The organism is Azospirillum sp. B510, from assembly GCF_000010725.1.
GTDB lineage: Bacteria > Pseudomonadota > Alphaproteobacteria > Azospirillales > Azospirillaceae > Azospirillum > Azospirillum lipoferum_B.
Window position 1 is genome coordinate 680,505 of sequence record NC_013855.1, and the last position, 25,020, is coordinate 705,524.

The 25,020-nt window shown below is 68.4% G+C and carries 15 protein-coding genes; 4 read left to right on the top strand and 11 right to left on the bottom strand.

From position 1 onward, the window contains the following. Nucleotides 1–108: 108 nt before the first annotated feature. From AZL_RS18290 to AZL_RS18305, 4 genes are all read right to left on the bottom strand, one after another. Nucleotides 109–2,157 carry a hypothetical protein gene (locus AZL_RS18290; RefSeq protein WP_012975975.1) on the bottom strand — a complete coding sequence of 683 codons (2,049 nt, stop codon included), beginning with the start codon at nt 2,155–2,157 and terminating at the stop codon, nt 109–111. Then, nucleotides 2,154–3,563, bottom strand: a complete 1,410-nt coding sequence (flgK, locus tag AZL_RS18295) for a flagellar hook-associated protein FlgK (protein WP_012975976.1) — start codon at nt 3,561–3,563, stop codon at nt 2,154–2,156. Before flgK ends, AZL_RS18290 begins: the two co-directional genes overlap by 4 nt. Before the next feature lie 132 nt (nt 3,564–3,695). Next, entirely contained in the window at nt 3,696–6,311 is a 2,616-nt protein-coding gene (locus AZL_RS18300) for a flagellar hook-basal body complex protein (RefSeq protein WP_012975977.1), read from the bottom strand. Nucleotides 6,312–6,522: 211 nt separating this feature from the next. After that, nucleotides 6,523–8,013 carry a tetratricopeptide repeat protein gene (locus tag AZL_RS18305; protein ID WP_012975978.1) on the bottom strand — a complete coding sequence of 497 codons (1,491 nt, stop codon included), beginning with the start codon at nt 8,011–8,013 and terminating at the stop codon, nt 6,523–6,525. Nucleotides 8,014–8,095: 82 nt separating this feature from the next. Between AZL_RS18305 and AZL_RS18310 the strand changes: the two genes are divergently transcribed. Beyond that, the gene (locus AZL_RS18310) at nt 8,096–8,434 is read left to right on the top strand and encodes a DUF1491 family protein (protein WP_012975979.1); all 339 of its coding nucleotides are present in this window, start codon (nt 8,096–8,098) and stop codon (nt 8,432–8,434) included. 33 nt (nt 8,435–8,467) lie between these two features. Here the strand turns inward: AZL_RS18310 and AZL_RS18315 are convergent, their stop codons facing one another. The 3 genes from AZL_RS18315 to AZL_RS18325 form a co-directional block, all read right to left on the bottom strand. Next, nucleotides 8,468–10,891, bottom strand: a complete 2,424-nt coding sequence (locus AZL_RS18315) for an ATP-binding protein (RefSeq protein WP_247894411.1) — start codon at nt 10,889–10,891, stop codon at nt 8,468–8,470. Between the two features lie 71 nt (nt 10,892–10,962). Then, nucleotides 10,963–12,543, bottom strand: a complete 1,581-nt coding sequence (locus tag AZL_RS18320; RefSeq protein ID WP_247894412.1) for a bifunctional metallophosphatase/5'-nucleotidase — start codon at nt 12,541–12,543, stop codon at nt 10,963–10,965. 315 nt (nt 12,544–12,858) lie between these two features. After that, the gene (locus AZL_RS18325; RefSeq protein ID WP_012975982.1) at nt 12,859–13,566 is read right to left on the bottom strand and encodes a glutathione binding-like protein; all 708 of its coding nucleotides are present in this window, start codon (nt 13,564–13,566) and stop codon (nt 12,859–12,861) included. A 227-nt stretch (nt 13,567–13,793) separates the two neighbouring features. On the opposite strand from AZL_RS18325, the gene AZL_RS18330 reads away from it, so the two are divergent. Both AZL_RS18330 and AZL_RS18335 read left to right on the top strand, forming a co-directional pair. Next, nucleotides 13,794–14,225, top strand: a complete 432-nt coding sequence (locus AZL_RS18330) for a PaaI family thioesterase (protein ID WP_012975983.1) — start codon at nt 13,794–13,796, stop codon at nt 14,223–14,225. Continuing rightward, a complete protein-coding gene (locus tag AZL_RS18335) occupies nt 14,222–15,007 on the top strand; it encodes an oxepin-CoA hydrolase, alternative type (RefSeq protein WP_012975984.1) in 786 nt (261 codons plus the stop codon). The genes AZL_RS18330 and AZL_RS18335 overlap by 4 nt, the downstream gene beginning before the upstream one ends. A gap of 13 nt (nt 15,008–15,020) precedes the next feature. On the opposite strand, the gene AZL_RS18340 is transcribed toward AZL_RS18335, so the two are convergent. Then, nucleotides 15,021–15,239, bottom strand: coding sequence for a hypothetical protein (locus AZL_RS18340; protein ID WP_012975985.1), 219 nt, complete (start codon nt 15,237–15,239; stop codon nt 15,021–15,023). Nucleotides 15,240–15,467: 228 nt separating this feature from the next. Here AZL_RS18340 and AZL_RS18345 point away from each other — a divergent pair, with 228 nt between their 5' ends. Continuing rightward, nucleotides 15,468–15,914: a response regulator gene (locus AZL_RS18345; RefSeq protein WP_042444210.1), complete on the top strand. Its 447-nt coding sequence runs from the start codon at nt 15,468–15,470 to the stop codon at nt 15,912–15,914. Nucleotides 15,915–16,001: 87 nt separating this feature from the next. Here AZL_RS18345 and treY read toward each other — a convergent pair whose 3' ends face one another. The 3 genes from treY to AZL_RS18360 all read right to left on the bottom strand — a co-directional run bounded on the left by treY (nt 16,002) and on the right by AZL_RS18360 (nt 24,903). Continuing rightward, entirely contained in the window at nt 16,002–18,782 is a 2,781-nt protein-coding gene (gene treY / locus AZL_RS18350; RefSeq protein WP_012975987.1) for a malto-oligosyltrehalose synthase, read from the bottom strand. Nucleotides 18,783–18,815: 33 nt separating this feature from the next. Beyond that, the gene (gene treZ, locus AZL_RS18355; RefSeq protein ID WP_042444212.1) at nt 18,816–24,446 is read right to left on the bottom strand and encodes a malto-oligosyltrehalose trehalohydrolase; all 5,631 of its coding nucleotides are present in this window, start codon (nt 24,444–24,446) and stop codon (nt 18,816–18,818) included. A 148-nt stretch (nt 24,447–24,594) separates the two neighbouring features. Then, a complete protein-coding gene (locus tag AZL_RS18360; RefSeq protein WP_042444604.1) occupies nt 24,595–24,903 on the bottom strand; it encodes a hypothetical protein in 309 nt (102 codons plus the stop codon). Nucleotides 24,904–25,020 lie beyond the last annotated feature (117 nt).

Sequence of the window (25,020 nt, forward strand, 5' to 3'; positions counted from 1 at the left end):
CGGACATCCCGTCTTCGGCACTGGGCACGGATCGCGTTGTTCCGTTCCGATCGATCATGCGTCGGGAGCCGTGGGGGCTTTTCCGGCACCCCCGGCTCCCGGTTGGCGTCACGCCAGGTAATTCAGCAGCGACAGCTTCTGTGTCTGGCCGGCGACGGTATAGGTCGCCTGCTGGATGTTCATGGCGCTGCTCAGCCGGGCCGCGACCTCGGTCTCGTCGATGCCTTCGATCTTGGCGACACGGTCGGTCAGGGTGGCGATGGAATCGGTGTGGGCGCTCTTGGTGTTGTCCAGCGTGGCGCTGTCGGACGCGACCTTGGCATGGATCGAGCGGATCTGATCGGTCGCCTGGGTCAGCAATTCGCGCGCCTTGGTGCTGTATTCGGTCCATTTTCCGGGATTGGACGCCGCCGTCCGCACCATCTGCATCGCCTTGACCAGACTCTGGAAGCCCTTTTCATCGGCGCTGACGCCATAGGTCAGGTTCAGATTGTCGTCGATGGTCACCTGCGACTTGCGGTAGGCGTCGGCGTTCTTGCCCTTGGTGAGATATTCGGCGTCATAGAAGGGCAGGTCGGGTGGATCGGTATAGGGGGAGTTGACCTGGCTGTCCTGCTGGGGCGGCAGCGTGGCGACGGACATGGTGTTTTGCAACGACCCGTTCGTCACCTTGGCGCTGGTCGAGAACAGGGTGCTGCGGTTGGGGTGGTTCGGATCGGCGTTGGCCGTGCTGGTCAGCGCGATGCCCGGACCGCTGCCGGCGGCGTTGATGGTGACCGGCGGCGCCGGGTTCAAGGTGCCGAAGGTCTGGCGCAGCTTGTCGGCCACCTGCCCGACATTGGTGACGCCGGCGGCATAGTCGGTGTCGCTGACCGTGTAGCGCACGGTATAGGTCTGATAGGGGGGCAGGTCCTTCGGCTCGGTCGGGTTCTTCGTGTAGTAGTTCTGGTTGTAGGGGTCGTTGGGATCGCCGACCGCGACGGTGAATTCGAAGGTATCGCCGATGTCCACCGCGGCGCCGTTCAGGGTGAAGCTGTCGACCTGCGGCAGGGTGGTCGTCGGCGTCTGCGTGGTCGTCGGCGAGGTGACGCTGTTCTCCACCGTGGCGGAGTTGACGACGCGGGCCGACAGGTCGAACTTCTGCCCCGGCTGCTGGCCGATCAGCGAAATGATGCCGTTGGAGGTCGACACCGTCATCGGCAGCGGCGGGCTCGCCGCGTTGATCTGGCTGGTCAGGGTCTGGGCGACGAAGGTCAGCGTCTTCGGATCGCTGGCCTGGATCTGATAGCCGAAGGTCTTGCCGGAAACCGTCACCTCGAAATAATCGTCGGCGTTCACCACGGCGCCATTCAGCGTGATCTTGCTGGTCTGGGTCGTCGCCATCAGGTCGGTGACCGGCTCCGTCGCGAAGCGCGAGCCCGAGAACAGGTAACGGTCGCCGAAACGCTGGTTGAGCAGGGACTGGATGTCGCGCATGGCGCCTTCGGCGCGGCCCTTCACCTGATCGGCCTGCGGGAAGGAGACGGTGAAGCTGCTGCTCGACGACGCCTTCAGCGTATCGAAGCTCAGCTTCAGGATCGCCCCCTCTCCCGGCCCGCCGGCCATGGTGAAGTTGTAGCCCTTGCCGTCGTTGGGCGGGGTGGTGCCCAGATTGATGGCGCGGGTGGTCTTGCCGCCCAGCCCGTCGGTCACCGTCACGTCGAAGGTGCCGTTGGGGCCCTGCTGCGACGGAACGGCGGTGACCGTGTAGTTGGCGCCGATCGTCAGAGTCGACTTGTTGGAATCGATCGACACCTTCATCCCGTCGGGATTGCTGTTGATCGGCGAGGTGACGCTGGCGGGGCCGGGCTGGAAGGGGAAGGTCGTGCTGGAGGTCCAGCTGGAGATGATCGACTCCATCGACGTCAGCACCTTGTCCGTCGCCTGCACGCGCGGCGCCGCGGTGTTGATGTTCTGGATGTAGTTGTTCTTGTTCGCCATCTCCGCCCGCAGGTCCAGGAGCTTCTGCACCTCCGGACCATAGGCGTTGAGATCGGTCGACTTCTTGCCCGTGGTCAGCTGTTCGGACAGCCGGTTGATGTCGTTCTGGCCCCCGGACAGGTTCCGGACAAGGCTCAGATATTTCGAGTAGCTGCTGACTCCCGTTATCGAGCTCATCGGACCACAGCCTCCAGCGCGTCAAACATCGAATTAGCCACTTGCATGACCCGTGCCGAAGCCTGGTAGGAGGTCTGGAGCTGTTGGAGCTGGGCGATCTCCTCGTCGATGTTCACGCCGGTCTGGGACTGGTAACGCTCGCTCAACAGCTGCATCGACGCCTTGTTGGACTCGCTGGTGGTGCTGGCGGTCTTGGCGGCGGCCATCCAGGTGCCGGTGATGGCGCTGCCCATGGCGCTGTAGGTGGTGTCCTTCATCTGAAGGCCGTCGGCGCTGAAGCTGCGGCCGGGAGCGTTGATCGCCGTCACCATGTCGTCGATGGCGGACTGCTTGATTTTGTTGGTGTTGTCCAGAAGCTTGGGGTTGATCGCGATGGTGAAACGGTCGTTGCCGGTGAAGAACTGGTTGGGCTGCTCGCCGGCGGCGGCCGGGCTGGCATCGTCATAGGCGTCGGCGAAACTGGTGGGTTCGCCCGGCTTGGTCGGGCCGGTGAAGGCCTTGGCGTACTCGTCCAGCTGCGAGCGCAGCTTGCGGATGATCTCCGTCGTCGGGTCGCCGCTCGCCGGTGTCGGCGGCTCGGTGGTCGAGCCGTCCTTGCGCATCTGGATCAGCGCGCCCAGCTTGCCGGTGGCGAGGTGGTTGTTGATCGAGGTGACTTGATTGCCGACCTGTAGGTTGATATTGCCGCCGTCATAGGTAAGATTTGCCTGCTGCCCATCGACCAGCGCCAGGCCCGACGGGGTGAAGATCGCCAGCCGTCCGTCCGGCCGTTCGACCGTGCGGATGCCCATGTAGCCGCTGAGTTCGCGGACCAGCCCGTCGCGCTTGTCGGCGACGGCGTTGGCGGCCGACCCCTGGCCCTGAAGCGACACCGAATCATTGTTGATCTGGTTGATCTGCTTCAGCAGGTCGTTGACCTTGTCGACCGACGTGCCGATGTCGTCCTTGATGTTGCGGTCGAGCTGCTCCACCCCTTCGGACACCCGGCGGATCTCGCGCGAGAAGCTTTCGGCGGTCTGCACCAGCTGGTACTGCGCCGTCTCGTCTTCCGGCGAGGTCGACAGCGTCTTGATGGCGGCCTGGAACTTGTTGGCGTAGTCGTTGATCAGCGGCGTCCCGTTGGTGGTCCGCATCAGATCGCCCAACTGCTGCATGTAGGTCGACGTCACCTGCGATCCGCCGTCGCGGGCGGTGAGGTCCATCACCTGCCCCATCAGGGCCGTGTCCACCTCCCGGCGATAGGTCGTGCTGATCACCTGGCCGCTGGCATCCACCGATTGCTGGGCGGTATGGCGCGTGCGGTTGGGATCGTTGGCCTGCGCGATGTTGTCCGAAACCAGCTTGACGCTGGTCTGGACCGTGCGCAGCCCGGCCGTGGCACTGTTCAAGGCTGCGAAGAGGGACATGGCAGGGGACCTTTCGCGGATCGGGATGGTGGGGGTGGCGCCGGAATGGCCGCCACCCCTTCTCAAGCGATCGGAAACTGGCTATCGGGAACCGGCGATCAGGAGCTGGCGATCAGGAGGTCAAAGACGCGCTTAACGCTTCAGCCCCAGGACCTCCTGAAGCATTTCGTCGGAGGTCGTGACGATCTTCGCGTTGGCCGAATAGCTGCGCTGGGTGACGATCATCTTGGTGAACTCGTCGGCGATGTCGACGTTGGAGCTCTCCACGCTGTTCGCCACCACCGCGCCGGCGCCGTTCGTCTCCGGATCATTGAAGTTCGGCTTGCCGGCGTCCTCGCTTTCCAGGAAGACACCGCCGGACTCGCGCTGCAGGGCGTTTGGATTGTTGAAGGTGATGATCGGCACCCTGGCGATCATCTTGGAACGTCCATTGTCGTAGTTGACCATCACGGCGCCGCCGTCGCCGAACACCACATCCTTGAACTGTCCGCGTGGCGCGCCGTTCTGGATCAGCCGGCTGACATTGATTTCCGACCCGGCGAACTGGGTCAGGCCACCCGGCTTCTGGTATTTGCCGAGATTGAGCGTGATCTGCTGCGGGCCGAAACCGTAATCGACGGTGAAGGTGACGGTGGCGTCGGAACCGGCGGACTGGTTGGCGGCGCTGACCGCCGAACCGGTTCCGACCAGGGCGGTGGAGATGTTGGTCAGCGTGCCGACCGTTTCCGGCGACTTGCCGAAGGTCAGGCCGATGTGGGCGGGCGTCTGGCCGGCGATGGCGCTCTGGTCCAGGGTGAACTGGGCGACGGGCGCATCGACGACCGTACCGGTCGCGCCGGCCGCCGTCAGCGTGTTGCCGCTGGCGGTGGCGCCGGGGACGACGGTGGCGAAATACTGCATGACCTTGGCCGGCGTGTTGTATGTGCCGGCATTGGCGTCGGTGATCGTCAGCGAGTGCGGCACGCCGCCGGAATCGGTGATGGTGTAGACATCGCCGACATCGATGCTGGAGCCGTTGAATGTGATCGTGCCGGTGCCGGTCATGGTGTTGGTGCCGGTCGGACTGGCCGCGGTCTTGGCGGTGACGGTGATGACGCCGCCCTGGGCGGTCGCGGTCACCGGCAAGGCGGTGTTGGAGTTGATCTTGTTCGCCAGCGCCGCGGTGATGTCCTCCATCGTCATCTCTTCGCCGGTGGTGCTGTAGGTCACCGCCGTGCCGTTGATGCTGAGGGTGTATTGCGTGCCGATGTCGCCCGGCGTGCCGGTCAGCGTCACCGTCCGGCTCTGCCGCACGCCGGCCACGCTGGAGACCGACGGCAGCGAGCTCATCGTGTTCACCGCGGTGGAGGAGTTCGTGACCGTGGCGCTCGAGGTGACATTGGTGTTCACCGCGTTCGCCTGGATCGACAGGATGTTGCCCGCCGACGACGCGGTGACGGTCGAGCCCAGCGCCTGGTTGATCTTGCCGGCCAGCTGGGAGACGACGTCGCTCACCGTCGGATAGCTCTGATAGGTCGCGGCGGTCACCGTGTAGGAGATGGGCGTGCCATTCACGTTGATGGTGAAGGAGTCGCCGACCTCGACCTGGGTCTGCGGGAACTGGAACTTGTCGATCTCGCCGGCGCTGGCGGTCGCCGCCGTCGAGGTCTGGGCGACGATGGTGTTGGTGGTGTTGGTGCCGGACACCACGTCGGTGTTCAGCTTGAACGGCGTGCCGGGATTGCGGGCGGTGACGCGGATGGTCTGGCCCGACGAGGTGGCGAGCACCGACGCCGCCGGCGAGGCGGAATTGATCTGGTTGGCCAGCGCGCCGGCCAGGCCGGAATAGGTCCGGATCGAGCCGATATTGTCGGCCGTGACCTTCAGGCTGTAGTTGGTGCCGTCGACCTTCACCGAATAGGTGTCGCCGATGCGCAGGTTGTCCTGGCCGTTGGTGTTGGAGCCGGCGATGGTGACGACATTGACCTGGGCGACCGCGGTCTGGCCGGCGATGTTCTGGCCGAAGGACACGGTGGCGGGATTGCCGCTGAAGGTGCCGTCCACCGGCTTGGTGTTCGAGCCCGGCGTTTCCAGGACCATGCGCCAGCTGCTGTCGGCCTGCTGGCGCCATTTGAAATTGACGGTGCGCGGGTTGCCCTGGCTGTCGAAGATCGGAATGCTGCTGTCCGGGACCTTCTTGCCGGGTGTGGGGGTGGCCGGCAGGTTGGCCTCCAGGTCGATGGTGCTGGTGGCCACCGGCTTGTCGATCAGCGAACTGACCTGGACCGGCGCCACCTGATCCTTCTTCAGCACGCCGGTGACCGGATCGACCAGCCAGCCATTCAACGCGTAGCCGGAGCTGTTCACCAGATAGCGGCTCTTGTCCAGCTCGAAGTCGCCGGCGCGGGTGTAGTAGACGGAGGACGAGTTCACCGCGCCGGTTTGGGTCTGCACCAACGTGCTGGTGCTGTTCTGGACGTTGACCTTCGAAACGCTGAAGAAGCCCTGGCCTTGGATGGCGATGTTGGTCGGGCTCTGAACCTGGGTCAGGCTGCCCTGGATGCTGTTCATGAAGACCGGCTGCGCCGTGACCCCGCCCGGTTCGTGCAGGCGCTGGCTGGATTGCAGGACCATCGTCTCGAAGGCCGAATCGACCCGCTTGTAGCCGATGGTCGAGCTGTTGGCGATGTTGTCCGAGATATGTCCGAGCGCCTTCGACTGGGCATTCAGGCCGAGAACGGCGGTTGTCATCGAACCGAAGATGCTCATGGCCGGGGGTCTCCGAAAGAAAGGGCAAAGGTCTTCTGCGCCCTGTCTAGCAAACGGAGTGCCAACTCCGGAGACGCTGGCAACAGGCTGGAAATGGCCGATATTTTCCCCAAGCGCGGGCTTGGCGCCGGAAATTGCCGGGAGCTAGGAAAGTTTCGCCTAGTGCCGGCGGGGCGGGCGGGCAGAAAGCTCCAGCCGAAGCCGCCGGCCGTCAGCGCCGTCGGCTCTGACCGGCGCGGGCGGCCTGCGCCTTCAGCACGGCGGCGGCGGTGCCGAGCGCCGTCGCCCAGTCGCCGGGGCGGGGCTGGCGGAACAGGCGCAGCGAGGGATACCAGGGGCTGTCCGCCCGGTCGAGCAGCCAGCGCCAGTCGGGCACATGGGGAAGCATCAGCCAGCACGGCACGCCCATCGCCCCGGCGAGATGGGCGATGGCGGTATCCACCGTGATCAGCAGGTCGAGGTTGGCGAGTATGGCGGCGGTATCGGCGAAATCACGCACCCGCCCCATCGCCGCCGGCACCGCCACGCCGGGCAGGCGGTTCAGTTCGGCCGCCGCCTCACCGCTCTGCAGGTTGATGAAGCGCACGCCCGGAACCGCCAGCAGCGGGCGGAGCGCCGCCACCGGGATCGAGCGGTTGCGATCGTTGCGGTGATGGGGATTGCCGGCCCAGACCAGCCCGATCCGCGGCCCCGCACCGCCCTCAGCCTCCGGTGTCCCGTCCAGCCCGTCCAACCTGTCACCCCAGCGGGCGACGTCGTCGGGGTTGGGGGAGAGATAGGGAACGCTGGCCGGAATCTCCTCCAGGCCGGTGCCGAAGGCGCGCGGCAGGCTCATCAGCGGGCATTGGATATCGTGCGGCGGCGGATCGTCCCCACGCACAAGCACTTGGATCGAGGAGCCCAGGCAGCGGTTGAACAGGCGGTAGAGCAGGAAATGCGTTTCCAGGATCACCCGGCCGCCACCCTGGGCGGCGATCCCGGCCACCAGCGGGGCGTAACGGACGAACTGGATGGCGTCGCCGAATCCCTGGTCCATGTGCAGCAGGATGGTGGCGCCGCCCGGTGGTTCGCCGGCCCAGGGCGGGGTGGCGAAGCGGCGCCAGCGATGCTCGAACCCCTCCCACCCGGCGCGCAGGTCCCCCCGGACCAGCCTCCCGACAGCAAGGGCGAGATGGGCTTCGGAACTGGCGGGATTGCGAGCCAGAACGGCATCGAAGCAGCTTTCCGCCTCATCGAACCGGCGCTGGTCGCGCAGGACGGTGCCGAGATTCAGCAGCGTCGCCACATGGCCGGGCCGCCGCCGCGCCGCGCGCTCCAGCCAGCGCCGCGCGTCGGGATAACGCGCCAGGGCATGCAGGGAGGCTCCCAGCGCCTCCAGCGCGTCGCCATCCGCCGGATCAAGCGCCAGGGCGCGTCGCAGCACCGGTTCGGCCCGCTGCGGCAGCTCCGCCGCCCGCAGCGCGGCCCCCAGATGGCCCCAGGGAGCGGGAGCGGACGGGCGGACGCGCACCGCGCGGCCGATCCATCGCACCGCGGCGGCGGCGTCGCCCCGTTGCGCCCACAGCACGCCGGACAGGTGCAGCGTATCGGGCTGCGCCGGATCCGCCGTCAGGATTCGGCGATAGGCGTCGGCCGCCGCATCGGCATGGCCGGCCATGTGGTGGTTGACGGCGGTGTCGAGAGCGTCCAGGAGTGTTGCCATGCCCTCTTCTCTACACCGGCGCGCCGGGCAGGGCGAGAATCGAAAATCAGCAAGAGCCGAAGATCAGGAGCCTGTCACGGCAATGGACGACCGCCTTCCGACGCATCTCTGGGTTTCGGCCCATATCCGCACCGCCGATGCCCAGGGTGTCACGATGACCGTGGTCCGCAAAGGCGATCCCAGCCGCGGCACGGTGATCCTGAAGCTGAACCGGCTCGACCGGACCTTCTCGGTGCTGGTCCAGACGCGGGAGGGCGATGGCGAGCGGCTGTTCTGGTCGCGCGGCACCGGCGCCGACCCGGTAGCGGAGCCCGACGCCGATGCCTACATCGCCCGACAGGTTCGCTACGACCCCGACGTCTGGGTGATCGAGGTGGAGGACCGTCAGGGCCGCCACTGGTTCGAGGGGCCGGTGCGCTGACCGCCCGCCCGGCGACGCCTTGCGGAGCGCCGTTCAGACGGCCGCCGTGACCCGCGGGAAACGCAGCGTGAAGCGGGTGCCTTCGCCGGGGCGGCTTTCCACCCCGATGCCGCCATGCAGACGCCCGGTTACCAGATTGTAGACGATGTGCAGCCCCAGCCCGCTGCCACCCGACCCGCGCCGCGTGGTGAAGAAGGGATCGAAGATCTTGGGCAGGATCTCCGGGGCGATGCCGTTGCCGTCGTCGCCGAGCGACAGTTCGACCATGTCGCCGTCCAGCGGGCGGGCGGCGATGGTGATGCGGCCGGGTTGGTCCGGATCCAGCGCATGGACCAGCGCGTTCATGATCAGGTTGGTCAGGATCTGCGACAGCGCCCCCGGATAGCCGTCAAGCTCCAGATCGGCCGGACAATCGACGGCGATGGTCAGCGCCGTCCGCGCCTTGTAGGTCGGGTGCAGGCTACGCAGCAGCTCGTCGATGTAATCGCGCAGCAGGAAGGCGCGCCGCTCGTCGCTCGACTGATCCACCGCGACCAGCTTGAAGCTCTGTACCAGATTGGCCGCACGGGTGCTGTTGGACAGGATCAGGTTGGCCATCTCCATCCCGTCATGGAGGAAGCGCTGGAAGTCCGATTTTTTCAAGGCGCTCGCCGTATGGCGGTCGGACAGTTCCCCGATCAGCGCCTGCAACTGCGAGGCGCCGGTGATGGTGATGCCGATGGGCGTGTTCACCTCGTGCGCCACGCCGGCGACCAGCTGGCCGAGCGAGGCCATCTTCTCCGCCTGGATCAGGCTCGCCTGGGTCGCCTTCAGCTCCCACAGGGCGCGTTCGGCGGCGTCGCGCGACTGGCGCAGGGCGTCTTCCGCCTCCACTTCGCGCGTCACGTCGACCACTACCGCCTGGATCGCCGGGCCGTCCAGCCAATCGACCCGCCGACCGGTCATCTCCACCCACAGCCCGGCGCCGTCGGGCCGGCAGGCACGGATCCGGCGGCGCGGCAACGGCTCTCCGCTTTCCAGCAGCCGGTCGTAACTGTCGATCATCGGCTGCCGCTCCGCCACCGCCGCCGTCGACAGCAAAGAGGGCAGGGCCAGCACCTCCGCCACCGTCAGCCCCAACATGGCGGCGAAGCTGTCATTGGCATAGAGCGGGTGGAAGTCGCGGTGGATGACGATTCCCTGGATCGACCCCTCGACCAGGTCGCGGAAACGTCGCTCATTGTCGGCCAGGGCCTGCTGACGCCGGTCGATCTCCTCGATGAAATAACGGATCGAGGCGCCGATATCGGTGATCTCGTCGTCGCCATCGACCGGGACAGGCAGGGGGACGGGAGCGGTGGCCGGCCCCCCCATGCCATGGGAGAGCTCCCGCTGTCCCGACAGCCGGGCCAGCACCGCCCGGTTCATCGCCACCAGCCGCGAGGACAGGAAGCGGCGGAAGATGAAATAGACGCACACCGCCAGCACAACGGACGTGCCGGCCAGCATCATGACCGCGCGGGTGCGTTCGGCGATCAGCGCCACCAGGGCTTCGGTGCGTTCGGCCGACTGGTCGCGGATCGAATCGTAGAGCGCGCGGGTCGAACGCTCGACCGTCTCGACCAGCACCTGGGCCTGTCCGGTCAGCGCCATCGACCGGTTGCGGGCCTGCAACCTCTCGATCGCGCTTTCGAACAGCCCGTCCGGCGCCACCAGCAGCGAGAACAGCTCGTCCTGGATGGTGGACATCATCTGGCCGATGGAGTCCGTGGCGCCGCCGGGCAGCCGGGACAGATCGGACAGCGCGCGTTCAGCCGACCGCGCCTCCCCCTTCAGCCGGCTGAGATGGTCGAGCTGCGTCGCTCCCGCCGCGCGCGCCATCAGCGCACCGACGCGCGCGGCCCAGGCGCCGGTATCGGGCAGGCTCTCCATCGACGCCGCCAGCCGGCTCAGGGCTCGCGCGGCCTCGGCCTGGTGGTCGCCATACGCGATCTGGCGGGTGACCTCGGCATTCAGGTCGGCGACGGTGGCGGCCAGGATCAGCAGGGTGGAGCGGGTCTGTTCCAACAGGCGGACATTGCCGTCATGATCCCCGCCATCCGCGCGGCTCTCCTTCATCAGGCCGCGCATGCGGGCGACCAGAAGCTGCATCGCGTCCAGTTCCGTCACCAGCCCGTCATAAATGGAGCGGCGCTGCGGCGTCGATGTCGCGGTGGCGAGCTGCGGCAGCTGGGCCACCAGCTTCTGAAGCGAGCCGTGCAGTTCGGCGCTGGTGATCACCTCCGGCAGGGTGTTGGTCGAGAGCGCCGTCACCTCCGTCCGGAACAGGCGGAAGGACGACATCGACACCCCGCCGATCAGCAGCACCAGCAGCGCCATCACCGACAGGCCCAGGGTGATGCGCATGGTGATGCCGAAACGCCGCGTCCGATTGGGCGGCGGCATCTGCGAGTGGTGCCGCGCGCCGGGCTCGGGCATGGGCAGCGGCGCCGCTCTCGGTCTGCTCCGCAGGATGGCGGGCGCCGGACGGGTGGAGGACAATCCGTCCATCACCGCCTCACGCTCATCCGGCCATCCAGCCGGGGAACGAACTCGCCGTTGCGGGTGATCTGGTCGATCATCTGGGTGGAGATGAAATCCGTGTAGCGGTCCTCCGCCAGCCTTGGCGCACCGGCCAGAACGCCATAGCCGTCGCCGCCCGACGCCAGGAAACTGCTGGTCGCCAGACGGTAGTGGGTGGACAGGCCCACCGGCTTGCCGCCGACCGACAGGCTGCGCAGCCGCTGTCCCGGTGGACGGGTCAGATCGATCTCCGCGCGGGCGTTGGACAGGTGGGGGAAGCGGCCCTGCAACTGTTCGACCGCCGAAACGCCGCTCTCCACCGCGTCCCAAAGCTGCTGTCCGGTGACGTCCAGCACGACGCCGACATCGTGGAAGGGCAATTCCGCGTAGATGTCGCGCCGGGTCAGCAGGGCGCCGGCCGGGTATTGACGGTCGCCGCGGATGCCGCCGCCGTTGAACAGCGCCACATCGCCGTCAAGCGTCTCGCGCAGCGTGTCGACCACGGCGTTTGCGAAGGCGTTCTCGCCCGTCCGCAACGTCTCCTTGCGGGTGTCGAGTGGCGCGGTGAGACGTCCCACCTCCATCCGCAGCATGGTGTCGAGCCGAGCCGCATAGGTCTTGGCCATGATGAGCATCGCCGGATCGGGCGCCACCGTCGCGGTGTCGATCAGGCGGGGCGCCGGGCTCCAGCTCACGACCGGCTTGCCGTCCGGCCCGGTCCTGCGCTCCACCGTCAGATCCAGCGCCAGCACCCAGGCGGCCTGCGGTCCCACGGTGGCCGACAGGAACTTGCCGTCGTAATCGACGCCGAAAGGGCGGTTGCGGTCCTGATACAGCACGATGTCGGCCGGACGGGCGGCCAGCACGCTGCGGTGGGTGTCGCCGGCATAGCCGGTCATCGCCACGACCAGATCCACGCCACCCGCCCGCAACGCCGCGGCCTTGGCGGACAGAGCCCGTACGGGATCGCGGAATTCCGTGCGCTGGGCGCGGGTGGTTTCCCGCGTCAGCACCGGCGTCGCCGCCATCACGCCGATGCGCAGCGGCCCGGCGGTCAGCACCACCGCCTCCTCCAGCCCGTCCGGCGTGCGGCCGGTGGAGCGGTCGACGGAGTTGGTGGTGACGATGGGAAAGCCGGCCTCGAAGGCGCGGGTGCTCAGCCGGTCATCGCCATGGTGGAACTCGCGGTTCAGCGCGGCCATCGCGTCGATGGTCATGCCGTTCAGCAGATCGATGATGTGCGCGCCCTGGTCGTAGAAGGCGAGGACCGAGGGAGCCAGCGTCTGGCCACCATGCAGGACCAGAACATTGGTGTGGGCGGACCGTTCCTGGCGGATGGCGCCGGCCAGCCGGCCCATGCCGCCGCGACCGGCGGTCTCGTCCAGATCGGTCGTGCCCTGGGTGTAGAGGATCGTCAGATGGACCGGTCCGGTGTCCGCTACGCCAGCCGTCGCGCCGTCCGCCGAGGCTTTCGCGGGCGGTGCGTCAGGCTGCTGCCCACGCGCGGGAAGCAGCCCCGCCGCAAGGGTCAGGAGGACGCCCAGCGCGAAGCCGAGCGTCCGCGACACGGTCCGGGGCGAGAAGACCCTGCCGACCCGGGGTCGCACCCAGCCAGCGGCGCCGATTGAAGTCCCGATGTTGTCCATAGTCCGGCGTCACCATTGCCCCCTCGCCGGATTATGCTCATTTCCGCGTCCGGGTTGAAGCGAAGCCGCGTTACCGCTTTGTCATATTGATGACCTGGGCCCTGGATCACGAGCTTTTTGCCCGTTCGTACGCATTGGAAATCCACAATGCGCCGATCGAACATAGAAAAATCGGGCGTGGACCGCGACAAAAGGTGGCGCCGGCCCGATGTTCGGAACCGGACCGGCGCGCAGGGATCAGCGTTTGACCGTGTCGGCGGACTGGCCGAACAGGATTTTCTTGCTGTCCTCAGTCACCGTGGGCGTGCGGTTGGGGTTGATCTCTTGTCCCTTTTCATAGGCGCGCGCCACCGCGGGACGGTCCTTGATCGCGGTGAACCAGCGCTTCAGGTTCGGGAACTTGTCGAGATCCTGCTGCTGGCGCTCATGCGGGACGATCCAGGGATAGCTCGCCATGTCGGCGATCGACAGCTCGGCCCCGCCGAGGAACTCGTTGTCGGCGAGGCGCTTGTCCATCACGCCGTAGAGGCGCCCGGTCTCCTTGACGTAGCGCTCCATCGCATAGGGGATGCGTTCCGGCGCGTACTGGACGAAATGATGGTTCTGTCCGGCCATCGGGCCGAGACCGCCGACCTGCCAGAACAGCCATTCCAACACCGTCTTGCGGCCACGCACGTCGGCGGGCAGGAACTTGCCGGTCTTCTCGGCCAGATAGACCAGGATGGCGCCGGATTCGAAGACGGTGATCGGCTCGCCGCCGTCGGCCGGGGCGTTGTCGATGATCGCCGGCATGCGGTTGTTGGGCGAGAAGGCGAGGAATTCCGGCTTGAACTGGTCGCCGGTGGAGATGTTCACCGGCTTGAAGCCGTAGTCCAGCCCGGCCTCCTCCAGAAAGATCGTGATCTTGTGGCCGTTCGGCGTCGGCCAGAAATAGAGGTCGATCATCCCAAACCCTCCAGTGATTTTCCGGCCCCGGATCGGTCGGCCGGCGATTTCCCCGAAAAGGTATCCGCTTCGTCCCGGCTGGCAAGCCCGCGCGGACGCGCGGCTGCCCTTCGATCCGTGGTGCGCCCAGGCGGCGACGCCCCGCTGGCGTTGAAGGCCGGACCGGTTTCGGCGTTCGGTGGTAGTCTGTCCACGAAAACAGGCAGGAACAAGAAAGGCATCACCGGATGAACGATCTGCTGAAGGGGGAACCGGAATCCGGCTTCCAGCGCCTGCTGGGCTATGCCCTGAGTCGCTGGGAGGAGGGCGGGGCGGAGTTCACCCTGGCCGTCGACGACCGCCATCTGAACCGGGCCGGTCTGGTGCATGGCGGGGTTCTGGTGACGCTTTTGGACACGGTTTCCGGATTCTCGGCAACATACTGTCCCTTTCCCGGCCGCGTGCGGCGGGTGATGACCCTGTCGCTGTCGACCAGCTTTCTGGGACAGGCGCGCGGCGGTACGCTGGTCGCCACCGGCCGGCTGCGGGGCGGCGGGCGCAAGATCGTCGGGGTGGCGGCGGAGATCCGCCATGCCGGCACCGGCGCCCTGATCGCCACGTCGGAGGGCATGTTCAAATATGAGCCGGGCAGCGAGAACCGGGAGGGGACCGAGCTATGAATGGACAATTGACCGTCACGCGCCAGGGCCGCGTGATGGTGCTGACGATGGACGACGCGGCCACCAGGAACGCGCTGGGGCCGGAGATGATGGACGCCGGCCGCGACGCGCTGGTCCAGGCGGCGGCGGATCCGGGGGTGGGCGCCGTCGTCCTGACCGGAGCCAACGGCACCTTCTGTTCCGGCGGCAATCTGGGCCGGCTGGTCGCCAACGCCAAGACCGATCCGGATGCCACCCGCATACTGCTCGAGCGCTTCCATGGCTGGATCCGCGCCATGCGCGCCTGTCCGAAGCCGGTGATCGCCGCGGTGGAGGGCGCCGCCGCCGGGGCGGGCTTCTCGGTTGCGCTCGGCTGCGACCTGATCGTCGCGGCGGAGGACGCGACGTTCCTGCTCGCCTATGTGAAGGTCGGGCTCAATCCGGATGGCGGCGCCACCGCCTTCCTCGCCCGCGCCGCGACGCCCCAGCTGGCGGCCGAGATCATGTTCGAAGGCGGCAGGATCGGCGCCGCCCGGCTGGCCCAGCTCGCCATCGTCAACCGGGTGGTGGCGCCCGGCGCCAGCCTGGCCGAAGCGCTCGCCTGGGCCGAGCGGCTGGCCGAAGGGCCGACGCTCGCCATCGGCCGGGCCAAGCGCCTGATCGAGAGCGGGTTCGGTGCGGCCGACGCGCAGCTCGACCGCGAGGCCGCCTTCTTCGTCGAGGCGCTGCATGGGGCCGAGGCGGCGGAGGGCATCGCCGCCTTCTTCGAGAAGCGGCCGCCCAGCTATCCGCGCGCCGGCTGACGACAGCCCGCCGTCAGGCGAGCAATGACAGGGTTGGATCGGGCGGGGTCGGGGCGGCGCTCTCCAGGGCGCGGGCGACATCGGACGGCGCCCCCGGCACCCGCAGCGGCTCCGTCCGTCCGGTGACATGGATGTCGGTGCCGCCCTCGGCGGTCCCGCGCAGATAGACGACGGCGATGGGGTTCACCAGAACGGTATGCCCCGATATCTCGGTCAGTTCGACAAATGCCATGCTTTCCTTCCTCTCACGCGTGCGGGTGCAACGCGTGGCGTCGGCGTATGTTTCCTACCAGGGCGCTCAACGAGGCCGCATGGCCGGAAGGGGGTACCCCTTCGACCTCTTGAACGGGAAGGAACCGCGACAAACATGGGCGGTTCAGTGGGTCGAAGCCGATCGCGCTTCGAAAACCGGATGGGGCGGGCTATAAGCCCGCTCCGTCAACCAAGGGAGCATGCCGTCTTGAAGTTGCTTGTCGTCGAGGACGATCCGCTGATCGGTCCGGCCGTCAAGGCTGTTCTGGAGAATGCGGGCTACACCGTGGTCGGACCGTTGCGCGACGCCGTCAAGGCCGCGCGGGTCGGCGCCCGCGAGTGTCCCGACCTGGCGCTGGTCGATGTCAATCTCGCCGGAGGGGAGAACGGCCTCGTGCTGGCCCGGCGCCTGTGGGAGGAGAATGGCGTTCCGTCGCTGCTGATGACCGGCTTCGATCACCATGCGGCGGAGGCCCGCAGCTTCGCCATGGGCCTGCTGCGCAAGCCGGTGATGCCCGACGCGCTGGTCCAGGCCATCGGCACCGCCGGGGAGATCCTAGGCGGCCTGCGGCCATCCTCCAAGCCGGATGCGCTGGAACTCTTCCAGGGCTCCGCCGCGTTCGCCGCCGGCCTGCCGAGGGCCCGCTCGGCCTGATCGGCACGCGGACGGTCATAGCTTGACCACGGATAAGACAGAAAGGCGCGTGATCGCTCGCGCGCCTTCCTCCCGGCCTTCGATCCCTCACCCCTCCCGCGTCAGCAGAGCAACCGGCAGGCCGGCGAACAGCGTCGCCGCCATCACCGCGTCGCCGCCCTCCACCTCCGCCCCGGTCAGGCGGTCGCGCCAGCGGGCGCCGCGCGGCAGCGCGATGGCGGTGTCGCCCCAATCCGGCGCCCCGCCCAGCCGGCCGGACAACCGCGGGACCGCCACCAGCACGCAGCCCTCATCGGTCCGGCGGGCATAGGCGACCACATGGTCGGCATGGTCGCCGGTGGCTTCCAGCGGCAGATACTCGCCCGTCCTGAAGACCTCCGGCATTTCCGCCCGCACCGCCAGCGCCTGCCGGGTCACCGCCAGTTTCACCGCGCCGTCGGTCCAGCGCTCCAGCAGGGCGGAAACGGCACCGCGCCCGACCACCCCCTCGACCTCCTCCAGCAGCCCGCGGCGGGCGTCATAATCCACCGGCAGGCGGTTGTCGGGATCGACGAGGCTGAGATTCCACAGCTCGCAGCCCTGATAGATGTCGGGGACGCCGGGGCTGGTCAGCTTCAGCAGGGTCTGGGACAGCCCATTCACCATGCCGATGCGCGCCAGCGCCGCCTGGAAGGGCAGGAAGGCCTCCAGGAAGGCGTTGCGCCGGGTCACGTCGAGCGCATCGTGGACGAAGCTGACGACGGCTCCCTCATAAGCCTCGTTCGGAGCCGCCCAGGTCGAATGGACCTTCGCCTCCCGCATCGACTTGGTCATGGCGCCGACGACGCGCTCGGCGAAGACGGTCATCGCTCCCTGGTCGATCCGGTCGGGCGAGGCGCCGGTCAGCTCCGCCGGCCAGGCGCCGAGCAGCAGCTGGTAGAACAGATACTCGTCATTGCGGTCGGGCGGGGCGGTGCCCTCGACATCGCCACGGCGGGCGCGCAAGAGCCGGCTCCAGGCCTGGATCTGCCGCTCCCACTCCTCCGCCATCTCCGACAGGGCGTAGAGGCGGGCGCGGGTATCCTCCCCGCGCTTGGTGTCGTGGGTGGTGCTGGCCAGCATGTTGCCCGGCCAGTTGCGGGCACGGTCCTGGTTGGCGCGGTGGAAGGCGGCGACGCTGACGCCGAAATGGTCGGGATGGCCGCCGACCTCGTTCAGCGCCACCAGCCGGTTGTAACGGTAGAAGGCGGTGTCCTCCAGCCCCTTGGCCATCACCGGCCCGCTGTATTGCTGGAACCGCATGGCGAAGCGGGTGACCTGCCGGTGGCTGTAGCCGCTCTTCGGCGCCGCCACCAGATCGGTGGTCAGCAGCCTTTGCAGGAAATCATAGACCGAGCCGTCCGGCCCCTGTTCCGCCCGCCGCGCCCGGGAGATCGCCCAATCGATGTCGCGGCGGTCCAGCTCGCTCGGCACGCCGCCATCGACATAGGTGCGGTAGACGGGGAAGCGGGCGATGGTCTCCTTCAGCGCCTGATGCAGGATATTGGCGGTGAAATCGGCGGTGGCGGGGTTGGAGCGGGCGATGCGCGCCGCCTTGCGCGACAGCACGTTCAGTTCGCTCGCCATCTCGCCGTCCATGATGCGGATCTTGCACTGCCGCACCACCTCGTCGAAATCGTCGCGCCGGCCGATGAAATCGGCATAGAGCCGGGTGAAAGCCCCCTCCGCGTCGGGATCGACGAACAGGCCGCCCATCAGGTTGGCGAACTCGTAGCCGGTGGTGCCGTCGATCGGCCAATCCTCGCGCAGCCGCTCATGGCGGGCGAGAATCTTCTCCACCACCAGATAGAAGGGCTTCGACGCCGCCTGGACCAGCCGGCGGCAATAGCCCTTGGGGTCGATCAGCCCGTCGACGTGGTCGATGCGGATGCCGTCGAGCGTGCCGTCCTCCACCATCCCCAGCACCATGCGGTGGGCGATGTCGAACAGCTCCGGCTCGTCCATGCGCAGCCCGGCCAGCTCGTTGATGTTGAAGAACCGGCGGTAGTTGATGTCGTCGGCCGCCACCTTGAAATAGGCGACGCGCCAGTTCTGACGGCCGATCAGCGCGTGCAGATGGCCCCAGCTCTCGATTTCCCCCTGATAGCCGCGGAAGACGGCGAGCCGCTGGGTGATCGCGTCGGCGATGTCGGGCCGGGCCGCCGCCAGTTCGGCCAGCTCGGCCTTCAGGTCGGAGGCGCGGCGAAGCTGGTGGGGACGGGCGTCGGCCAGGTGGGTGAAGGAGTCGGCGATCCGTTCGAGGTCGGGGTGGTCGGTGCCGAGGATGACGCCGTAATCCTGCGGCCGGACCGGCAGCTTGTGCGTGCCGTAGGCCCAGACCGCGAAACCGCCCGTCTCGGTGTCGAAGCGGAGCTCCAGCCCGCCCGACACCAGCACCGCGCCATACTGGTCGCCCAGGAAGGGCACCAGAACCTTGCCTTGGAGGTAGCGGTAATCGGAGTCCCATTCGACGTCGAAATACCCGGCATACGGGCTTTCCTCGCCCCATTCCAGGAGATTCAACCACCATTCATTGTCGGCGCCGCCCACCCCCATGTGATTGGGGACGAAGTCCAGGATCTGACCCAGCCCGTTGCGCTTCAGCGCCTCCACCAGATCACGGAACCCGTTCTGGTCGCCGACCTCCGGGTTCAGCTCATTGTGGTTGACGATGTCATAGCCGTGGGTGCTGCCCGGCCGCGCCTTCATGTAGGGGGAGGCGTAGAGATGGCTGACGCCCAGGCGGGCGATGTAATCGGCGATGGCGGCGGTCCGGTCGAAGCCGAACCCGCCATTCAGCTGGACCCGGTACGTCGCGCGAGGGATGGGCTTGCCGGCGGCGGGGGCCATGGGTGCGTGCTCCTCGGAAGGGGGGACGTGGAATCAGGAACGGGCGGGGGGAGAGGGCGGACGCGCCGCCTCCAGGATGGCGGCCACCGCCGCCGGTTCCGGCGCGTCGGCCAGCTCCTCCAGCGTCATCGACAGCTTGCGGCGCCAGTTGGGGTATTGATCGGTGGTGCCGGGCAGGTTGATCTGGTCGCGCTCGCGCGTCAGGTCGTCCAACTGCGCCACCGCCAGCGCCGCGTTGGTGCGGGCGAGAAAGGCATGGACCGCATGGTCCAGCATCTCGTCATAGGGGCTGTCCGGTCCGAAGCCGGCGGGCAGGGCGATCTCCGCCGCGCGCAAGGCATCGATCAGGGCGCCGCGATCGGCGTCGCGGCGGCGGCGCTGCTTCTCCTCCTCGTCCACCGCCGGATAGAGACCCTTGCCGGCCTTCAGCGTGATGTCGTCGCCCTCCCACCAGCCGCGCAGCGTGGCGAGGTCGTGGCTACCGACGGTGGCGAGCGCCAGATCGGGATAGGCGTCCGGCCCCTTGAAGCCGCCGTCGTCGGTCCATTCGAAAAAGACGACGCGGTAGCTCAGGACCCCGGCCTCGCTCATGCGCTCGCGGAAGCCGTCCGGCACGGTGCCCAGATCCTCGCCGACGACGAGGCAGCGGTGACGCTGGCTTTCGAGCGCCAGGATCCCCAGCAGATCCTCCATCGGATAGGCGACATAGGCGCCTTCCCCCGGCGGGTGGCCTTCCGGAATCCAATAGACATGCTGGAGCGCCATGGCATGGTCGATGCGCAGCGCGCCGGCGTGGCGCATGTTGGCCCGCACCAGATCGATGAAGGGCTGGTAGCCGGCCGCGCGCAGCGCCTGCGGATGGAAGGGCGGCAGCCCCCAATCCTGCCCGGCCGGATTGAAAAGATCGGGCGGAGCGCCGACATGGGCGGCGTCGACCACCGCCTGCGGCGTCATCCAGGTCTCCGCCCCGCCGGCATCGGCGCCGACCGCCAGATCGCGGTAGAAGCCGATCGCCATGCCGAGTTCCGCCGCCCGCTCCGCCGCCAGACGCAGCTGGTCGTCGGCAAGCCATTGCAGCCAGGCGAACCAGGCGACGCGGTCGGCATGCCGGCCGGCGAATTGCACCACCGCCGGCGCCGTGGCGTCGCGGTACTCCGCCGGCCACCGATGCCAGTCGGCTTTGCCCTCACGCGCGAAATGCTCGCGCAGGGCCTGGAAGGTGGCGAAGCGTTCCAGCCCGACACCGCCCTCCGCCCAAAAGGCGTCGAAGGCGGCGCGGCGTTCCGGCTTGGCGGAGCGCTGGAAGACGGCGAACAGCCGTTCCAGGATCGGCAGCTTCAGCCTGGACACCGCCGCGTAATCGACGTGGGTGGCGGATCTCGCGGTCTCCAGCGCCCGCCGGAACTCCGGCGAGGCGACCTGCCGGCGCGACTCCGCATCGTCAAGGAATTCGGGCACCGCCGTGACGTCGATGTAGAGCGGGTTCAGGAACAGCCGGCTGGCTGGTGAATAGGGGCTGGCATGGTCCGGATCGTCGAGGAACAGGGCATGCAGCGGGTTCAGCCCGATCACCGCCGCTCCGCGCGCCGCCGCGATGTCGGCCAGCGTCCGCAGGTCGCCGAAATCGCCGATGCCCCAGTCATGGGCGCTGCGCAGGGTGTAGAGCTGGGCCGACAGCCCCCACAGCTTCCCGCCCATCAGGATCGGCGCCGGCAGATGGCAGCGGGCGGGCGCCAGGATCAGGCGGGTCTCCGCCACGCCATGCTCCGTCTCCACCCGCAGCGTGTGGTAGCCGGCCTGGGTCAGCTCACCAAGCGGCAGTCGCCGCTCGGCATAGGTGACGTCGCCGACGGTGAGGCGGCGACAGCGCGGCAGGCTGGCGAAGCCGACGACGCCGCTCCGCGTCTCCCCCCTTTCCAATGTCAGGACATAGCGCAGGCTGCGGGTGCCATCGGGCAGGGTGACCGGCACGGTGACCGCCTTCCCCGCCCGCCGGACCACCGCCGGGGGCAGGGCGCGGCCATGGCGTTCCCCGTCGAGCCGGTCGAGATGGGCGAGCGCGGCGGCCTCGTCCCCGACCTCGACCCCCATGGCCGATAACAGGGCGCGGACGGTCTGGTCGCTGGCCGTCACCGTCGAGCCGGCGGCGTTGTCGAACGAGCGCTCGATGCCCATGCGGTCGGCCAGCCGGTCGAGCGCCGAGGCTTCCTCCAGCCACAGCACCACCGACCAGGGGCCGAGCGTATCGCCGGCCAGCCCTTGGCCTTCCGTCCACAACACCCGGCCGGATGGCGCGGGGAAGCCGGTTACCGGCGCGTCCCCCAGATTGGCGAAGCCATGCAGCCGGCTGCCGTCACCCAATGTCCAGCAGACCGTCAGCCCGGTCCCGCCGACCGCCGCATGGCTCGACACCCCGCCGGGAGCGCCGTCCAGCCGCGGCACGATCTCGGCCCGGCGCAGGGCGAGCGCCCGGCGATACCAGCCGAGCCACTCCGCATGCTCCGCCGTCCCGCGCGCCTCCCAATCCAGCTTGGCCGAATCCGCCGTCTCCGGCGCGGTGGGATCGGGGATGCGGGCGCGGGCGTCGGGATCCTGGAATTCGGGGAACTTGGCGAACTCCTCCGCCCGGCCCTTGCGCACCGCGTCGGCCAGTTCCTCGCCGAAATCGCAGAAGAAGGGGAAGGGCTTGGCCGACGCCCATTCCTCGCCCATGAACAGCATGGGGATGCCGGGACCGAGCAGGGAGAGGATGGTCGCGGCGCGCACGGCTTCCGCCTTGGCGATGTGGGAGATGCGCTCGCCGAAGGCGCGGTTGCCGATCTGGTCATGGTTCTGGAGGAAGGTGACGAAGGCGGTCGGCGGCAGATGGGCCGACGGCTCCCCGCGCAATTCGCCGTCGCGGAAGGCCGACGGGTCGCCCTGGAAGGCGAAGCCCTCCGCCAGCGCGCGGCCCCATTTGGCCGGATCATGGGCGTAATCGACGTAATAGCCGCCATCCTCGCCGGTCGCGGCGCTGTGCAGGCAGTGATGCAGATCGTCGTTCCACTGGGCGGTGTGCCAGCGCGGATCGCCCTCATGGTGGCGGGCCAGGAAACGCGCCTGGTTGGCGTCGTTCTCCAGAACCAGATGGACATGGCGCCGGTTCTGGAAATGGCCGTGCACCCGTTCCGCCAGCTCCTCCAGCACATGGCGCCCGCTGTCGTCGATGATGGCGTGGACGGCGTCCAGCCGCAGCCCGTCGAGATGGAACTCCTCCAGCCAATACAACGCGTTGTGGACGAGGAAGTCGCGCACCGGCCCGCTGCGTTTGCCGTCGACATTGATGGCCGCCCCCCACGGCGTCTTGTGACGGTCGGTGAAGAAGCTGCCGGCGAAGGCGTGGAGGTAATTCCCCTCCGGCCCGAAATGATTGTAGACCACGTCGAGGAAGACCATCAGGCCACGGGCATGGGCCTCCTGCACCAGAGTCTTCAAATCCTCCGGCCGGCCATAGGCGCTGTCGGGGGCGAAGGGCAGAACCCCGTCATAGCCCCAGTTGCGCGTGCCGGGGAAATCGGCCACCGGCATCAGCTCGATCGCGGTGACGCCCAGCTCGACCAGATGGTCCAGCCGGTCGATGGCGGACAGGAAGGTGCCCTCCGGGGTGAAGCTGCCGACATGCAGCTCATACAGCACCGTCTCGTGCCAGGGCCGGCCGGTCCAGGCGGCGTCGGTCCAGGCATGGACGCCGGGGTCGATGACCTCCGACGTGCCATGCACGTCGTCCGGCTGGAAGCGGGAGGCCGGATCCGGCACCGCCAGCCCGTCCGGCAGGACGAAGCGGTAGCGGCTGCCGGCCTGCGCCCGCGCGGTGGTCAGGCCGAACCAGCCGCCGCCCCCGTCCCCGCCCCCGTCCCCGCCCTGGCCCTCCATCGCCACCGGCTGGCCGCCATCGTCGAGCGACAGCAGAACCGACGCCACCGACGGCGCCCAGAGCGAGAAGCGGACGGAGCCGTCGGCCTGAACCTCGGCCCCGAAGGGCATGGGATGGCGGCGGCGGCGTTCGTCCACCGGGACGACGCGGTCACGGTCGCGGCTGGCGATCTCCGGCCCGGCATCGGCGCGAATGATGGCGGTGATGCCGGCCAGCGGGATCGCCACCCAATCCGGGCGGTTGGCCAGTTCATATCCGACCTCGTAGAGCGCCTTCTCCAGCAGGAACAGCTTCAGCAGGGTGGCCGCCGCCTGCGGATCGCGCGGAAAGCCGGGGCAGTCGCCGATGGCGTCGCGATAGCCGTCGAGGAAGGCGGCCGACGCCGCCCCCTCCCACCAGGACAGCCAGGCCATGCGGGCGTCACGCGACGGGCCGTCGAGATCGGCCGGGATCGCGTCGCGCGCCATGGCGGCGGCATAGGCGACGGAGCGCAGCATGCCGGCGACGTCGCGCAGGACGCAATGCTTGGCCCGCCGCTCCGCCAGCGGGCGCATCGGCTCGCCTTCGAAATCGACGATCTGCACGTCGCCACGCGACACCAGCACCTGTCCGAGATGATAGTCCCCGTGCAGCCGCATGGCGCTGAGACCGGCCTCGGCGGGGACCAGCGCGTCGATCTGCGCCATCACCGCCGCCTCGCTCGCCGCCAGGGCGGCGGCCGGCGCGGCGATGGCAGGGTCCAGCCTCGGGGCGGCGGCGCTCAGCCGCTCCAGCACGCGCTTCGCCAGGGTCCGCACACCGCCCGCCCACTCCTTCAGCCGCTCCGGGGTCGCCGGCTCCGGCGTGAAGGCGTCGCCGCCGCCGGGGATGGCGAGCGCCCGGTGAAGCTCGGCCGTCCGCCGGCCCAGCAGGCGCAGGAAGCCGACACTGCCGGAGTCGGCGGACTTGGCCGCGTCGCCATCCTCGAAACGGGCGACCCTGCCGGTCAGGTGCCCGGTGACATGGCTCCAGCCGTCCGTCGCCTCCGGGATCAGCTCCTGAAGCACGCACAGCGTGGTGGAGCCCGAGCTGTTGGCCCGCTCCACCCAGCCCAGCAGAGCCGGCGTGTTGGGGAAGCGCGCCACCTCGGTCAGGAAGCGGCCGACCTCCAGTTCGGGATGGATGCCGGGCTCCAGCTTGCGCAGCCCCTTGAGGATGGCGGTGTCGCCGATGCGGATGGAGGTGTTGGACTGCTCCGCCGTCATCCGGCGCAGCGGGGCGTCGGCGTTCAATTCTTCCGCCATCGCCGCGCAAGCGCGGGTATGGCCGGCGGTCAGGCCGGCGGACAGCGCCGTTTCGCCCGGCTGGCGGTCGCGCTTCAGGATGGCGTCCAGCAGCGCGCGTACCACGCCGTCATCGGCATAGCCGTCGCGCAGGCGGCCGGGAACCGGCAGGTCCCTGGAACCGGCGATCACCGAGGCGTCCTCGCCGACGCCACGATCGAGGATCAGGGGGAGCTGGTAGAGCTGCGGCTCCCGTCCGGGCGGCTCGACCCGCAGCAGGCAGAGCTGGGCCTGTCCCCCGCCGGCGAGCGGCAGCGGCAGGGCGTCGACGATGCGCACGACCGGCCGGCCGGCGTCCTTCGCCGCGTACCAGCGACGGGTCAGCAGATGGTCCGGCAGCAGATCGTCCTGGAGGCGGGACAGGATCTCGCTTTCAAGCGGGTTCGCCAGAATGTTCGACTGGGCATGTGGCTGCGGCGCGGTGGACACGAGGGCTCCTCCCCTGTTGGGCGCTGGGTGGCGTGTCGCTCCAACAGCGCGGAGAGCCGGAGTTCCCGCACCCGCGAAGCCGCTTCGACGAACGCCTGCGCCCTTCCTCCGAAAGAGTGGTCGGACGGTGGTGATTGGGCGGCGGTGGTCAGACGGTTCGCGGATGGTGCGGCAGATGGGCGAGCCGCCCGATCCGCTCGGCCACTTGCAGGGCCTCGACGACATCGTCCAGCCGTCCGTCGCGCATCAGATTGTGCGCATGGGTGTTCAGCGCGGCGACGACGGCCCGTTCATCGGATACGCCACGGGCCGGCTGGCCATCCGGGTCGAGCACGGTGGCGCCAAGCGCCGCCATGGCCTCCGCGGTCAGGTTCACGGCCTCGGACAGGGCTTCCTCATCGTCGTCCGCGGCAATCAGGATCGGTTCCAGAAGTTCCGCAAGGAGACGGGGGGTCATGGTGCTCATCCTCGGTGACATTCTCAGGCCGTCCCCCTCGATGCCGGTGCTGCGTGGTCTCAATCGATACAACAGCCGGAACGAAGGAAAGGTCCGTCCCGCCGCGCCACCGGCGGC